The organism is Flagellimonas sp. 2504JD1-5 (genome assembly GCF_053618295.1).
The window spans coordinates 1,647,654-1,662,561 of the sequence record NZ_JBSIOU010000001.1 but is presented as its reverse complement, the minus strand read 5'-3'; the positions used below and the strand labels follow the sequence as shown (position 1 = coordinate 1,662,561).

Sequence of the window (14,908 nt, the reverse complement as noted above, 5' to 3'; positions counted from 1 at the left end):
GCTTATATTTTTGACAAAACTACTTTTTCCGTTTCTTTTTCAACAACTTGTCTGTAAAATTCTTTTAAACTGTCATAGTATTGGGCCGGAACTACCGCTGTGTTACTGGAAATCTGAGCATTTAAACTTATGTTCCCTCCATTTGAGGAAACCATATACCTGAACGAGCCCAAGTTCTCTGGCAATTTTAAGGCCACGGATTGTGGCAAGGATTCCACTTTGTATCCTTCAGGAATTTTGATGTTTATCAAGTATTTATCTTCCCATGGAAATCCATAATCGATTGGATACTCCCTTTTTTCGGATTTGAAGGGGTTTTCCATGGTGCAAAAATGGAACATTGGAGAAAAGTATAGTTTGTTGGCTATGGTCTCGACCGCATCTTCTTTAAACAGGTTATAATTTTGGATTATGGGTTTGTCCAGCGCTTCGTTATTTTTGAGCTCATAATCCGATATTTCAATATCACCCTGCTCTTTTTCCAATTCTTCCAAATACGACTCTTCTGTTCCTTCATTAAAGGCATTTCTAAACAAATAAGCATTGTTATTGGTATACTGCTGCCCCAACTTAGCATCGATTGATCCATCTTCATTTAAATCCACATTCATCATGACCATGTCCACAGATTTTTTTCTTGGCATTAAATCCATAATCTCCGAGTTTCCATTTTCAGCAACCATTCTACCCAACCAGTTTAAACTTCTTGTGGGAAGTACATCCAAAGTTGTATAGCTGTTTGTGGCATCTAACAGACGATATTCACCTCCTATTTTGGCCGCTGCCACCACATAATTATAACCTTGTAGGGTCGGGAATAATGGCACCCCATGATCCCTTGTGCTTACCAAAACTGGGTGTGCGGTAATATTTGCATGTTTCAGCATGGCAACAAGCATTAAATTGATATCGGCACTGTTACCTGTTCCCTCTTTGTATGCCTTTTTTGTACCCTCATAGGTTCCATAGCCTCGGAAGGAATTCCATTTTACCTTCTTTTTAGCAAATTCCAGAACCTTCTTAACTCTATTTACTTCGCCCGTTACCCCTACAAGTTCTGCATCCAGGTCTTCTTTAAAATAATTGGTTTTATTCAGTTCACTTCCAAATGAATCACTTTTGTATATGGTTTTTACAACGTCATCCCACGATTTGGAATATACATTATGTGTTCGCCCAGGAATCTCTAGAGATACTATTTCAAATTTTACACCTGAACGATAATTTCTAATGTTGGAAACAAATTTTTCTTTTTTAAGTGCGGGAACGTCTTCGAGCTTAAACTCAGTTTCCGTTATCAAAAGATCGAGATTCGGATCTCTGACGGTTTCCACTTTTGGAATAAGAGTCAGAAAACCTTTTTGTCTTTGTTTGAACTTAAAATATTCCAAGATTCGCATTCTGGCCTCAAGTTTTTTAATTGGGATCGCATCTTGAAAAACAAATTCATCAATACTCTGCACATATGGAGAAATAACCTTGTAGGTAAACTCAACCACAGAGCCTGACTTCACATTGGGCATGGTGAATTTGACCTGATTTCTGTTCTTTGATTGTTGGGTTTTAAAGATTCCATCTTTTCCCAGTTTTGTCTCTACAATATCGTCTCCTTCCAAGGTATAGGTGTATCCTTTTATGGAAGAAGCCTTTTCTTCAGAACTGCCTTTGTAGAGGTCTATGGTTTCCGTTGCATAATCAAAACCATCCTTGGAATAAATTTTAATCCGCTTATGAATTTCGGTAATCAAAAGAAGCCCTTCGCCCTTGGAGTACCTATAGTATGAGCTCCTCTTATGATACAGGTATGCTGCCGGTGCCGAAGAATCTTTGGCGTACACGCTCTCTTTTAATTCTTCTTTGGAAACTTTTCTGAATTTGAAGTCTTGGGCGTTTACAGTAAATCCTAATACAAATGTCAGGATAACAATTACATTCTTGCTCATTGGTTTTGGTTTGTTATTATAAGTTTTAGGTTGTCATTTTTAGCCACAAATCGTCTAAACGTTCGATAGGAATTGTATTCTTCCTTGGGATAATCTCCTTTTAGAACGAGAAGCCTCCTTTTGTACAAAAGCTTGTTATCTGCTTGTTTGGTAACCTCTGCTTCATAACTTCCAAATTTTGTTGTTTTGGTTATTTTTTGAGGTAACTGACCAACGGAGAAATTTTTTGGTAATTCAATTATGCACTCGTCTTCATCCAAAAAACCCCGTTGTATTCTAAATGGCAATTTTCTGTTTCTATACCTTGTTGGCACATAACCATTGTTGTTGAAAGCATTGACCGGAATTATAAGGTCATCCCCATTTTTAGAAGCGTAATCCACGGCCCTAATATTTACTTTTTCAGTAAAAACCACTTCTTCTTTATTGTTTGTAAAGTTGTAATCATCGATTTCGAGACCGTTGATATTTCCCCAAAACTCTCGATAGTGTGTGATTATATCTTCCTTTGACCTTCCTTTAATTCCAAATCGATTATCGTATTGAACTCCCTGTGTTTCAATTGTAACGTCTCCTTGGATTGATCCATCAGCCAAAACTTGATATTGGGATACGATATTTTGGTGGTTGTCTTCATTTAAGTAAGCAGTGGTCTTAACTATCTCACCACCTTCAGGTTTTACCACCAATACTTTTCTGTCATCCGTAAAATCCCCTATGAAACCAAATGGGTGTACTTGGGAAGTACAATCAATCCAGTAATACTTGCCTTTATAGGGAATAGTTAAAATAGCATGATTTCCCTGTGCTAAATCCGCAAAATCGTCAGTAAAATCGACTTTAGTATTTCCTGCCTGGACAACAACATAGTAAGATTCAACTCCAACAGCTTCCAAAAGGGCTTTAGTGTAGTTGGAAAGTCCTTTACAGTCTCCATATTTCACCTCATCTACCTCAATAGCACTAATGGGTTGAAAGCCTCCTATCCCAATTTGAACACTTATATACCTTGTGTGATCTTGAACATATTGATATATAATTTTCGCCTTTTCCAAATCATCATCTACATCTTTGACCAGCTCTTTTGCCTTGGCTATGGTACCTTCCTCCAAATTGGTTCTTCCTGACAATAGATTTTTATCAATCCACAAGCCCATTTCTTTCCAATTATCAATTTTGGCGTTGTATCCTTTGTAATGGAAATTGGGCAATCTAACCGATAATTTTGGGCAAAAAGTGTTGAAGGGTGGACTTAAACTTTCCCCTTTAAGCGCCGTAATGTTATTTGAAGTATAGGTAATATTGTTGTTTTCCTCCTTTTTGTCAAAAACAAGATCCGATAAGTTATTTTCAACAACCACAGGTTTCAAATCTTGAGAAGGGTACGAAATTGAGTATCTACTTTGCTCAACTGAAATGCCATAGCCCGATATAAAATACCACTGTGGCACTACACCAGTGTCCGATGTTTCAACTTCACAAATGAATTCTACGGTGTATGGATATTGTATTGGAACATATCGATAGAATAGTAACCTATCATCCAAATACAAAGAAAAACCGTCAACCGCGGCAATGTCTCTAAAGTCTTTTCGCTTAATATGTTCTATTTCGTTGCCCTCGGCATCATAAACGAAGGCTTCTATGTTTTTGATTTTTTTCTCCTTATCGTAAAAAGCCCTTGTTCTCGCAAAATTATCTCCGTCTTTATTAAGAACCGTAATCGCTAACTGGGTAATATGGGTCATTTTGTCCAAGGCCTCTACTTGAATATCCATAGCATCAATTCTCGCAACTGCATCGGCATTCTGCAGAAGTTCCGGAGGGATTTCAGAAAATTTAAACTTTTGGGAAAATGAAAAACAAGAAACTAGTAGAAAGAAACAAAAGGTAAGAAATCGCATTGAGGTTGGTAGGTTGATTTAACTGGTACTAAAATGTTGATTTTCCTACAAAATATAAAAACAAATTCGATTAAAGGTCATCATTCCCTGTTTTTTGTATCTATAAAAATGGTAACAGGGCCATCATTTAATAAATCAACTTTCATGTCTGCACCAAAAATGCCGGTTCCAACTTTTTTACCTAAACTCTGCTCTATTTGTTGAACAAAATCCTCATATATTGGAATAGCGACATCCGGTTTTGAGGCTTTAATATAGGATGGACGATTTCCCTTTTTTGTCAGGGCATGCAAAGTAAACTGACTTACCACAATGACATCTCCATTTATATCTTGAACGGAGCGATTCATTACTCCTTCATCATCATTGAAAATCCGAAGGTTGACAATTTTGTTGGAAAGCCATTTAATATCTTCTTTGTTATCTGAGTCTTCAATTCCCAATAAAACAAGTAGTCCATGGTCAATATTCGAGATAATCTTTCCACCTACAGTAACGCTTGCTTTGGAAACTCGTTGTATTACCGCTCTCATCTAGCGCTCTTTATGGATGTCAACTCGATAGTTATCTTCTTCCCCTGTAAGCATTTGCACATAGCTACGATAACGACTCCACGAAATGGCATCATTTTCCAGCGCATTTTTGATGGCACATTTGGGTTCGTCCAAATGCAGACAATTATTGAATTTACATTCTGATTTCAGTTTGAAAAATTCTGGAAAATAATCCCCTATTTCATCCTCGTCCATGTCCACAATGCCAAAACCTTTAATTCCCGGAGTATCTATAATCCGAGCATCAAAGGAAAGGTCGTACATTTCGGCGAATGTGGTGGTGTGCTGCCCTTGAAGGTGCTGCTGGGAAATTTCGGCTGTTTTTAGTTTCAATCCAGGTTCCAAAGCATTGACCAATGTGGATTTCCCCACACCTGAATGACCTGCAAACATGCTGGTTTTTCCAAGCATCAATTCCCGAACTTGATCTACATTATCCCCTTCTTTGGCCGCAATTTCTATACAATTATATCCGATTTCTTTGTATAACTGTACCAAATAATCCACTTCCACCATTTCATCTTCATCATAAACATCCATCTTGTTGAACAGGAGCACTACCGGAATGTCATAAGCTTCGGCCGTTACCAAAAAACGGTCTATAAAACTGGTAAAGGTTGGCGGATTGTTCAAAGTAACCAATAAAAATACCTGATCTAAGTTCGTTGCTATGATGTGGGTCTGTTTGGACAGGTTTACTGATTTACGGATGATATAGTTTTTCCGCTCCTTAATTTCTCTAATAACTGCCACAGTTTCATCACCAACCTTTTCCAAATCAAATATAACTTCATCCCCAACAGCTATGGGATTGGTGCTTTTAATGCCTTTTATACGGAACTTTCCCTTTATACGGCATTCATAAAAACTACCGTCTTCCGCCTTTACGGTGTACCAGCTGCCAGTAGATTTATAAACAGTTCCTTGCATTATTTGTTAAAATTTTCATTGCAAAGAAACAATAATCCTCTAATTGGTACGATATATGTAGTTAACAGTTTATTAAACCAAAAAATTCTAATCATGAAAAAAATCTTTTTTATCGCAGTGATAGCCCTAGCTGCAACAGTTGAAATGAATGCACAACAATTTAAGGTTATTACCAGCGTGGAATCCATTGTACCAAACGGTTTGGGACGTTCCAGAATCGTTAATGCCTTGGAGGATAAAGATTATAGAGAATATACCAGTGTGCAAACTGATGAAGACAATACAAGGAACAAATCAAAACGTGGAGAAATCCGTGTAAAGAATTTTGAAGAAACCAAATTGTTGAACTTTTACAACATTGGTGGTATCCGATTCCAAAACATTGCTGCCAACGATGCATTGCTTTCTTCCATGATCAACGATATGGTTGCCAACGGATGGGAATTGGCCTTTGTTACAAGTGCTGTTGAAAGTGAAGGTGGAAAAGGTGATGGAAAAGGTATTTTTATTACCCGATATATTTTCAAGAAATAAAAAATTACATTTTCTTTCAATAAAGCCCTTTGAAAAATCAAAGGGCTTTTTTATGGCCCGCATGCAACCCTTTAACATTTGCGCTTGTCTTTCAGATGTTATAAAGAAAATAATCATGAAGAAATTATTATTTGTTGCAAGTTTAGCATTGACCATGAGTTTTGGTCTTAATGCCCAAGAGTATAAGGTAATTACCAGTGTAGAATCCATTGTACCCAGCGGATTGGGAAGATCTAGAATCATCAATGCCCTGGAAGACAAGGATTATCGTGAATACACCAGTGTACAAACTGAGGATGACAATACCCGTAACAAATCGAAACGAGGGAAAATAAGGGTAAAGAATTTTGAAGAAACCAAGTTGTTGAACTTTTTCAATATTGCCGGAATCCGTTTTCAGAACATTGCTGCCAATGATGCGGTATTATCTTCGATGATCAACGACATGGTCACCAATGGCTGGGAACTTGCCTTTGTGAGCAGTGCCGTGGAAAGTGATGGTGGCGAAGGCGATGGTCAGGGAATTTTCATAACCAGATATATATTCAGAAAATAGATTTTAAAAACAAAAACCCCATCTTAAGATGGGGTTTTTCAATAATCAACTTCTTCTTAATCCACCATATACACCCTTCCACCAATAAAAGTATTCTTATATACTTTTTTGGGCTTTCCATAGACATGCACGTCTCCGCCCGCCTTTACACTGATATCGGCAACTTCAGAAGCAAATATATCTGCCTCACCTCCTGCTGATATTTTAATATCGGTTGTTGCAGTGCGCAAATCCTTACCGTCGAAAATTCCGCCTGTGTTGATTACGATACTTTGATTTTTAGCTAGTCCAGTCGCTTGAACAATCCCTCCAGTTACTGCTCTGATATCAGCATGTTCAACGTCCATCCCAATATGTATAACTGCGCCTTCTTGCGCTCGAAGTTCTATTTTGTTTTTTTTAACCAACTCGTTACAGGTAATTTTTGCTCCTTCATTACCATCTATAACATCCAAATTTGTATAGTAAACCTCGATTAGGGTGTCTTCTCCCAAGAATTTTCTATCCAGTTGCATTCGAAGCTTCAATACGCCATCCTTGTTCATCCATATAATGTCGTCCACATTTCTACCTTTAATTACAATCCGATCTTCGTCCGATTGAATCAGGTTCACTTCTATTAAATCAAAAACCTTGATTTTATTAAATTCACCAACCTCAGTATCTATCATGCGTTGCGAATAAATAGCTGTGGCGAGAAACAAAAGACCCAGTGTAAAAAGTTTTTTCATCGTAGTGTTCTTTAATCTATATAGAGATGGCACAATTGGCAAACTGTTACAGTGTAAAATTAAAAAACCATTTAAAGCAGAAAATCATCCTACCCCAAATGGTTGAATACCATTAAAAATCAAAGACTAGCTATTGATGATCTTTTCTTGGTGGTTGATGGATTCTTGGTGAATGGCCTTGAACATACGTAAAACGAATTCTTCGCTAAGTCCTCTTTGTTCCCCTTCAAGAATCATATTCCCTAAAATCGCATTCCATCGATTGGATTGGAGTACGGCTACGTTCTTTTGCTTTTTAAGTTTTCCTATTTCATCGGAAATTTTCATTCGCTTACCCATGGTATCGACCAATTGGTTATCGATAACATCAATTTGGGCCCTGAGATTACTTAATTTGCTATTGTATTCGGCTTCCTCATCTGTTTCTTTACGTATACGAAGATCTCTCATAATCTGAACCAAGGTTTTGGGTGTTACCTGCTGTGCTGCATCACTCCAAGCATTATCAGGATCGTGATGTGTCTCGATCATCAGACCGTCAAAATTCAAATCCAAAGCCGTTTGTGATACATCAAAGATCATATCCCTCTTACCAGTGATATGGCTAGGGTCGTTTATGATAGGTAAATCTGGAAACTTTGACTGTAATTCAATCGCCATTTGCCATTCAGGAATGTTTCTGTATTTGGATTTTTCGTAAGTTGAAAATCCTCTGTGTATCACCCCCAATTTCTGGATGTTAGCGGAATAAAGTCTTTCAACCGCTCCCAACCATAACGACAAATCAGGATTCACGGGATTCTTTACCAATACTACCTTATCGGTTCCTTCCAGAGCATCAGCTATTTCTTGAACAATAAATGGGCTAACGGTGGAACGGGCTCCTATCCAAAGTAGATCTACATCATGTTCCAAAGCGAGGTCTACATGGGCTCTATTTGCGACTTCTGTTGCGGTTTTTAAACCTGTTTCTTCCTTTACCTTTTGCAACCACTTTAATCCAATGGCACCTACTCCTTCAAAATTACCTGGACGTGTACGCGGTTTCCAGATTCCTGCGCGATAATAATTAACGTCGGTATCTTTAAGATTGTGGGCAATTTTCAGCACCTGTTCTTCAGTTTCAGCACTGCATGGACCTGCTATCACCAATGGGTGCGGCAAATTCATATCATCCAACCATTTTCTCATTTCCTTGTTGTTTTCCATCTTCTTTTTTATTGTTTTGTAAGTGGTATTCCTTTTAATATTTGTTTGATTCTATTGGTATTGCTCATTTCATTGTAAACATTCTCAAAATCGTTGTCGACAAGTAATTGTTTGAACGTTTCCAGGTTTTGAATGTACTCTTCCAAGGTTTCAATCACGTTCTCCTTGTTTTGCTCAAAAATCGGAGTCCACATGTCTGGAGAACTTTTCGCTAATCGTACCGTACTCTCGAAACCACTGCCCGCCATGTCAAAAATATCACGCTCATTTCTTTCTTTTTCAATAACCGTCTTTCCCAACATAAACGAGCTGATATGTGATAAATGGGATACGTAGGCAATGTGTTTATCATGCGCCTCAGGATTCATATAGCGAATGCGCATTTTTAGTTGTTGAAAGATTTCCAGTGCTCTTTCCTGCAATTTGAAAGCCGTTTTTTCGACTTCACAAATAATATTGGTCTTTCCTTCATATAGACCTGAAATAGCAGCGGAAGGACCAGAAAACTCGGTTCCCGCAATCGGATGGCTCGCTAAGAAATTTCTTCGCTTTGGATGGTCGGCAATTGCTTCACATATTAGCTTTTTGGTCGAACCAGCATCCATAACAACGGTATCATCACCTACGGCATCCAGAATTTTGGGCAATTCTACCACAAGGGCATCAACAGGAATAGTAACAAAAACCATTTCAGTGTCAGCCAATTCGTCATAGGTGCCTTTTTGGTCAATAATTCCAAGGTCCAAGGCCTCTTGCAAATTTTCCTCGCTCGAATCAATTCCAATAATATTGCAGTCAGAATGCAACAGTTTAATGTCTTTTGCAAAAGAACCTCCTATCAATCCAACTCCGATAACGGCTATATTCATTTAACTAGATTTTAGATGTGAGTATTGAGATTTTAGAGTTATCTCCCTGCGTTTGATAAAAAACCTATTTCTCATATCTGACTACTCAAATCTGTTAATGGCTTCTTTAATTTTTTCTTCTTTCACACAAAGTGAAAATCGAATATATCCTTCTCCATTGCTCCCAAAAATGGTTCCAGGGGCAATAAATATGTTTTTTTCGATCAATATGTGATCTATAAATTCTTCAGATGTAGCAGCACCTTCAGGAAGTTTGCACCATACGAACATGCCCACAGCCTCTTTCGAATATTCACAGCCCAATTTTTCAACCAGTTGAAACATCAATTCCCTCCTCGTTGTATAGACCTTATCAAGTTCTTCAAACCATTCAGCTCCACTTTGCAAGGCTGCAATGGCTCCTTTTTGGATACCGTAGAACATCCCAGAATCCATATTACTTTTTACCTTGAGTACTGCATTGATATGTTCGCTGTTGCCCAAAACCATCCCCACTCTCCAACCAGCCATGTTAAAGGTTTTGCTTAAGCTATTAAGTTCAAGTGTGCAGTTTTTGGCACCTTCAATAGACAAAATACTTATGGGGTTATTGGATAGCACAAAGCTGTACGGATTATCATTTACCAGCAAAATTTCATGTGTGTTGGCAAAATCCACCAATGCTTTGAGTTGTTCTAAATTCGCCGTAGCTCCGGTGGGCATATGTGGATAGCTCACCCACATTATCTTGGTTTTTGATAAATCTTGTTCGGAAAGTGTTTCCAAATCTGGAAACCATCCATTTTCTGCCTTTAAATCATAGGTTTTAGGTACTGCCCCTACCAATTTGGTAACTGAAGCATAGGTAGGGTACCCAGGATTGGGCAACAATACCTCATCACCTTCATTCAAAAAAGCCATGCTAATGTGCATAATGCCTTCTTTGGAGCCCATTAACGGCAATATTTCGGAAGCTGGATCTACATCCACTCCAAATTTCATTTGATAGAAGTCAGCTATAGCCTCGCGTAGCGCAGGTAATCCTTGATAACTTTGGTATTGGTGTGCTCCGGTATCGGCAATGGAATCTTTCAAAGTTTCCAACACTTTTTGTGAAGGGGCCAAATCAGGACTTCCTATACCCATATTGATAATGGGTTTTCCATCATTGATCATCCCCCTGACCTCTCTCAGTTTTCTGGAGAAGTAGTATTCCTGAACTGTATTTAGCCGCTGAGCTGTTATCATGATACCAATGCATTTTTATATTCGCCCAAAACCCTAAAATCTTCCGACATAATTTCCAACAGGGATTTGGCCTTCTCAAATTGATTATAGGTCTCGAAAGTGACATCAACAAAAAAGGCATATTTCCATGGTGTCTCAATCACCGGCAAGGATTGGATTTTGGTCAGGTTTAGATTACAATCACTCATCACATTCAATACGGTGGCCAAGCTTCCTCTTTTGTGATCTGTAATAAATCGCAGGGAAGCCTTGTTGATTTCTTCTTTTGGAAGCACCTTATTCTGTTTTTTGAGAACTATGAAACGAGTTGCATTGTTCTTAATAGTTTGAATTTCAGGCGCAATAATTTCCAAACCATAGAGTTCTGCTGCCTTTTTCGGGGCAATGGCCGCAATATTGGTTAATCCTTCTGCTCTAATCCTTCTCGCGGTTTCTGCAGTGTCACCACTTTCCACCAATTTAATATCTGGATATTGCTTAAAAAACTTCTTGCACTGTAATAATGCCATCGGATGTGAGTGCACCTCCTCAATAGCTTTAATAGTGCTTCCTGGCAAAACCATCAAATTGTGATGGATACTCAAGTAATGCTCCCCGATAATGTGGATATTGTTATGGTAAACCAGATTATAATTAGGGATTATGGAGCCTGCTATGGAATTTTCAATTGCCATAATACCTTTATCTGCCACGCCATTGCACAAATGGTCAATCATTGTATCAAACGAGAGACATTCTACCAAATCAATGTTGTTGCCAAAAAAATCATTTGCAACCTGATGATGGTTAGATCCTTTAATTCCTTGAATGGCTACTTTTAAACTCATGGCAAAAAAAAATCCCGATTTACATCGGGACTTCATATCTTTTTTATACTTAGTGTATATCTAGAACAGTCCCGTACTTCCCTTAAAAAAGAAGTAGAAATAAAAACCGTTCCAGAAATACGTCTTTGTCATTTTCGTAAAATCTTGGGCTAAGATAGGTATTCAATTGAAAAACAAAAGACAAACCCAAAATTTTTTCGATTTTTAGCGAAAATGTTCAATTTGTTACATTTTGCATCATAGAAGTATTGATTTTTTAAGGATTTAGAATTTTAGGTGAACTTAAGATCCATCCAAAACCCTTCTACCTATTCAAATTATGTTCTAAGTTTCCCTTAAGAATTCTAAAACAGTATTTTTGATTTCAAATACATATCATGTCCATTACCGTTTCAAACATTACCAAAATTTTTGGAAAACAAAAAGCGTTGAAAGATGTCTCTTTTTCAATTGAAAAAGGAGAAATCGTCGGCTTTTTGGGCCCAAATGGAGCAGGTAAATCCACAATGATGCGAATATTGACAACATATTATAAGGCTGATCATGGAGAAGCCTCCGTCAATGGACATGACGTGCTTGCTGCAGCAAAAAATGTTCAAAACAGCGTAGGTTATCTACCAGAACATAATCCCTTGTACCATGAAATGTATGTTAAGGAATATTTGGCCTTTAATGCAGATGTCCATAAAACACCCAAAGTAAGAATTGAAGAAGTCATAGAACAAACCGGACTTTCCCCTGAAGCGCACAAAAAAATCAGTCAACTATCCAAAGGATATAAACAACGGGTAGGTTTGGCAGCGGCATTGCTTCATGACCCAGAAGTATTGATTCTTGACGAACCTACAACTGGACTTGACCCCAATCAATTGATAGAAATTCGAAAACTGATTCGTTCCATCGGCAAACAGAAGACCATTTTGCTTTCAACCCATATTATGAAAGAAGTTGAAGCCGTTTGCGATAGGGTGATCATCATCAATAAAGGGGAATTGGTAGCCGATAAAAAACTGGAGGAACTTCGCGAAGCCACAGAGCAGATTATTGAGGTGGAGTTTGATTACAGGGTAGAAGAACAACTTTTACAAAACCTTCCCCATATTGCTCAAGTAAAAAACACAGGAGGATTTATGTATGAACTAACATTTTCCACTGCAAAGGATATGCGCCCCGCTGTTTTCGATTTTGCCCATGACAACCAACTAAAGACACTTCAACTCAGTCGAAAAAATAAAAATTTGGAAAGTTTGTTTACGGAATTGACCTCTTAAGTGAGCAAGGAAACCTCAATTTATTCGGTCCAAATTTGAATCCACATCCCGGTTTTTAAATTTGGCTTTTTTTGAATCCCCAAAACGGTATTTTACCGACAATGCCACCTCTCTTACATCTGCAAAATACACTCCATCTGCAATAACCCCATTTAAGGTGTACCCTTCTTCAAAATTCATTGCTCTGGTAATATCATTGAACCGCAAGGTGCAATCCCAATATTTGAAAAAGGTTTTGGACAGGGAAGTTTCGAAAACCATAAGACCATTCCTTTTGAAAATACCCACTTGTCTCCTACCCATTCCCCAAGCCCCCAACACCAAGGTGGTATCCTTTGCAATCTTCAGTTGGTGATTGGTATATACATAGATGTAGGGCTTGGCAGCGGAAAAAGAGGCCCCATTATCTTTTAGTTGGCTATAATTCAGGGAAACTGTGTTGTTTGAAGTCCATATTCCTTTGGTATACGGCAGAGTTACACCCACATAAAATCCATTTTCAATGTCAAGGTTCACCAATGAAAGTAGCGCGGTATCGGCTTGGGCATCATAGGAGATGGTAAAATTAGTAGGATTTGTGCTGCGATAATAGGTCATAAAAAAGGTCTTGTTTCCTTTTTGGTAGTTTGCTGACAACTCATTGGTCAATGTGGGTCTTAAATTGACGTTGCCCGAACCTTCCAAAAAAGGATTGATAAATACCGTAATGGAACTAGTGCGTGAGAAATCTGGCCGACGAATACTTTTGGCGTAGTTGAAACTCAAAGTGCTGGTACTATCAAGAACAAACGAAACATTGGCTTTGGGAAACAAATTGGTGTTTGTTCTGGAAACAATCGGTGAATCGTCAGACGCAATAGCTCCGTCAACTGTGTTGTGCTCAACGCGCAATCCCGTGGCAAAATTAGTTTTCCTGCCTAATTTTCCTGAAAGAGAACCATAACCAGCAAATAATTTTTCCTCGTAACCAAAATCAATAAGTGCCTCTGAATTGGTCAAAATCTGTTGGATTCTGGTGAAGGCTTCCGCCTTGGCTCTACTCACATTGGCACCTACTTCCAGTTTTAAATTTTTCGAAAATGTCTTTTCAACATCAATCCGAAATGCCAATGAATTTATGCGGTATTTCTGTGCTCTTGTTTGATCCAGAATAAATTCTGACATATCAATACTATTGGAAATTTCTGTAGCCAGAGTTTGCTTAAATCCTGAGTATTGGAGCCCTGTAAAAAGGTTCCAACTATGGTTCAATTTTTTATTGAAGTTGAACGATCCACTATAGTAATCTTTTGTATTGTCATTTCCGGTTTGGGTTTGGATAAACTCTTGATCATTCCTATCCACTAAAAAAGTGTCCGTAAAAAAAGGAGCGTCATCGGTTTGGGAGCGAATTGTTGAATTTAATGAAAGGTAGTCCGAATCATTCCATTGAAAATATAGGCCCATCCCTCCATTAAGTTGTACCCTATCGTTTCTCGGAATCAGGACAAGGTAATCGACCAAAACTTCCCTTTCCGGTATTTCAAATAAAAAGCTGTTGCTCTCCCATTGTTGCAGTTGATTGTACGCCAAATTCCCCCTAGCTGTCCATCTTTCGTTCGCATAGCTTGAGTTGAATCCCAAATAATTATTGAAATTTCGTTTTGCTGATGCTGTTTCCTGTAGGCTTCCTTTCAAACCTTGGCTTGAGGTCTTTTTTATGGTTAACAGCAACACAGCGCGGCCTTCTGCTTCGTATTTTGCCGAAGGATTATTTATTATCTCAATGGTCGCAATCCCATCAATCGGCAATGCACTAAACTCCTCCATTGAAATACGCTGATTCCCTAAATAAATCAAAGGATTTCCCTTGCCTAAAATGGATACGGATTCCCTATCTGGTGATACTTGCACATTGGGAAGGCGGGACAACAGGTCCAACGGATCGGGGATAGCTGAAAAGTATGGATTTTGAACATCCACTTTCAAGTTTCCGCCTTCATATGTAATTGGATTTTTAGCTGCAACAACCTCTACTTCCTCCAATTTTGTTGTCTCTTCTTTTAATCTTATGGAGAAAATCCGATTTGCTTCCAAAATGAAACTTTCTTGATATGGCTCAAAACCTAAGGCTGAAACCTGAAGCACATAACCCCCTTCTTGAACCTCCTCTAAAATAAATTTGCCTCCCAATACTGTTGCATATTTCTCCATAACATTTGTTCCCTTTTTAAAAAGAAGTACATCACCTATCGGGACAGAGGTTCCATTTTCATCAAAAACCTGTCCTTCTACCTTAAATAAATCTTGGGTATATGCACTATGGGCCAATACAAGAAATAACAAACCAATTCGTCTCAAAGCATTTCATTTT

At 38.2% G+C, this 14,908-nt stretch carries 13 protein-coding genes; 3 read left to right on the top strand and 10 right to left on the bottom strand.

Going from position 1 to position 14,908, the window contains the following annotated elements; translation table 11 throughout:
- Positions 1 to 2: 2 nt before the first annotated feature.
- The 4 genes from ACULLG_RS07370 to rsgA all read right to left on the bottom strand — a co-directional run bounded on the left by ACULLG_RS07370 (position 3) and on the right by rsgA (position 5,331).
- Entirely contained in the window at positions 3 to 1,943 is a 1,941-nt protein-coding gene (locus ACULLG_RS07370) for a transglutaminase (RefSeq protein WP_452126125.1), read from the bottom strand.
- Positions 1,940 to 3,847, bottom strand: coding sequence for a DUF3857 domain-containing protein (locus tag ACULLG_RS07365; RefSeq protein WP_452126124.1), 1,908 nt, complete (start codon positions 3,845 to 3,847; stop codon positions 1,940 to 1,942). Before ACULLG_RS07365 ends, ACULLG_RS07370 begins: the two co-directional genes overlap by 4 nt.
- Positions 3,848 to 3,927: 80 nt before the next feature.
- Positions 3,928 to 4,380: a D-aminoacyl-tRNA deacylase gene (gene dtd / locus ACULLG_RS07360; protein WP_452126123.1), complete on the bottom strand. Its 453-nt coding sequence runs from the start codon at positions 4,378 to 4,380 to the stop codon at positions 3,928 to 3,930.
- Positions 4,381 to 5,331, bottom strand: coding sequence for a ribosome small subunit-dependent GTPase A (gene rsgA / locus ACULLG_RS07355; RefSeq protein WP_452126122.1), 951 nt, complete (start codon positions 5,329 to 5,331; stop codon positions 4,381 to 4,383).
- Between the two features lie 93 nt (positions 5,332 to 5,424).
- Between rsgA and ACULLG_RS07350 the strand changes: the two genes are divergently transcribed.
- Together ACULLG_RS07350 and ACULLG_RS07345 are read left to right on the top strand one after the other, a co-directional pair.
- The gene (locus ACULLG_RS07350) at positions 5,425 to 5,865 is read left to right on the top strand and encodes a hypothetical protein (protein WP_452126121.1); all 441 of its coding nucleotides are present in this window, start codon (positions 5,425 to 5,427) and stop codon (positions 5,863 to 5,865) included.
- A gap of 115 nt (positions 5,866 to 5,980) precedes the next feature.
- On the top strand, positions 5,981 to 6,421 hold the full coding sequence (locus ACULLG_RS07345; protein WP_452126120.1) for a hypothetical protein: 441 nt from the start codon (positions 5,981 to 5,983) through the stop codon (positions 6,419 to 6,421).
- Positions 6,422 to 6,477: 56 nt separating this feature from the next.
- Here the strand turns inward: ACULLG_RS07345 and ACULLG_RS07340 are convergent, their stop codons facing one another.
- From ACULLG_RS07340 to ACULLG_RS07320, 5 genes are all read right to left on the bottom strand, one after another.
- Positions 6,478 to 7,152, bottom strand: coding sequence for a head GIN domain-containing protein (locus ACULLG_RS07340; protein ID WP_452126119.1), 675 nt, complete (start codon positions 7,150 to 7,152; stop codon positions 6,478 to 6,480).
- Positions 7,153 to 7,278: 126 nt separating this feature from the next.
- On the bottom strand, positions 7,279 to 8,361 hold the full coding sequence (locus ACULLG_RS07335; protein ID WP_452126118.1) for a chorismate mutase: 1,083 nt from the start codon (positions 8,359 to 8,361) through the stop codon (positions 7,279 to 7,281).
- Positions 8,362 to 8,369: 8 nt separating this feature from the next.
- Positions 8,370 to 9,230: a prephenate dehydrogenase gene (locus ACULLG_RS07330; protein WP_452126117.1), complete on the bottom strand. Its 861-nt coding sequence runs from the start codon at positions 9,228 to 9,230 to the stop codon at positions 8,370 to 8,372.
- A gap of 81 nt (positions 9,231 to 9,311) precedes the next feature.
- Complete coding sequence (locus ACULLG_RS07325; protein WP_452126542.1) at positions 9,312 to 10,460, bottom strand: pyridoxal phosphate-dependent aminotransferase; 1,149 nt, start codon at positions 10,458 to 10,460, stop codon at positions 9,312 to 9,314.
- Complete coding sequence (locus tag ACULLG_RS07320) at positions 10,454 to 11,284, bottom strand: prephenate dehydratase (RefSeq protein ID WP_452126116.1); 831 nt, start codon at positions 11,282 to 11,284, stop codon at positions 10,454 to 10,456. Before ACULLG_RS07320 ends, ACULLG_RS07325 begins: the two co-directional genes overlap by 7 nt.
- A gap of 377 nt (positions 11,285 to 11,661) precedes the next feature.
- Between ACULLG_RS07320 and gldA the strand changes: the two genes are divergently transcribed.
- Entirely contained in the window at positions 11,662 to 12,555 is an 894-nt protein-coding gene (gene gldA, locus ACULLG_RS07315; RefSeq protein WP_452126115.1) for a gliding motility-associated ABC transporter ATP-binding subunit GldA, read from the top strand.
- A gap of 15 nt (positions 12,556 to 12,570) precedes the next feature.
- Here gldA and ACULLG_RS07310 read toward each other — a convergent pair whose 3' ends face one another.
- The gene (locus ACULLG_RS07310) at positions 12,571 to 14,895 is read right to left on the bottom strand and encodes a TonB-dependent receptor domain-containing protein (RefSeq protein ID WP_452126114.1); all 2,325 of its coding nucleotides are present in this window, start codon (positions 14,893 to 14,895) and stop codon (positions 12,571 to 12,573) included.
- Between the last annotated feature and the right edge of the window lie 13 nt (positions 14,896 to 14,908).

Excerpts from the sequence above, each read along its gene's own strand:
- ACULLG_RS07330 (WP_452126117.1), bottom strand. The coding sequence starts at position 9,230 with ATGAATATAGCCGTTATCGGAGTTGGATTGATAGGAGGTTCTTTTGCA.
- ACULLG_RS07320 (WP_452126116.1), bottom strand. The coding sequence starts at position 11,284 with ATGAGTTTAAAAGTAGCCATTCAAGGAATTAAAGGATCTAACCATCAT.
- ACULLG_RS07365 (WP_452126124.1), bottom strand. The coding sequence starts at position 3,847 with ATGCGATTTCTTACCTTTTGTTTCTTTCTACTAGTTTCTTGTTTTTCA.
- ACULLG_RS07345 (WP_452126120.1), top strand. The coding sequence starts at position 5,981 with ATGAAGAAATTATTATTTGTTGCAAGTTTAGCATTGACCATGAGTTTT.
- ACULLG_RS07370 (WP_452126125.1), bottom strand. The coding sequence starts at position 1,943 with ATGAGCAAGAATGTAATTGTTATCCTGACATTTGTATTAGGATTTACT.
- ACULLG_RS07340 (WP_452126119.1), bottom strand. The coding sequence starts at position 7,152 with ATGAAAAAACTTTTTACACTGGGTCTTTTGTTTCTCGCCACAGCTATT.
- ACULLG_RS07350 (WP_452126121.1), top strand. The coding sequence starts at position 5,425 with ATGAAAAAAATCTTTTTTATCGCAGTGATAGCCCTAGCTGCAACAGTT.
- dtd (WP_452126123.1), bottom strand. The coding sequence starts at position 4,380 with ATGAGAGCGGTAATACAACGAGTTTCCAAAGCAAGCGTTACTGTAGGT.
- rsgA (WP_452126122.1), bottom strand. The coding sequence starts at position 5,331 with ATGCAAGGAACTGTTTATAAATCTACTGGCAGCTGGTACACCGTAAAG.
- gldA (WP_452126115.1), top strand. The coding sequence starts at position 11,662 with ATGTCCATTACCGTTTCAAACATTACCAAAATTTTTGGAAAACAAAAA.
- ACULLG_RS07335 (WP_452126118.1), bottom strand. The coding sequence starts at position 8,361 with ATGGAAAACAACAAGGAAATGAGAAAATGGTTGGATGATATGAATTTG.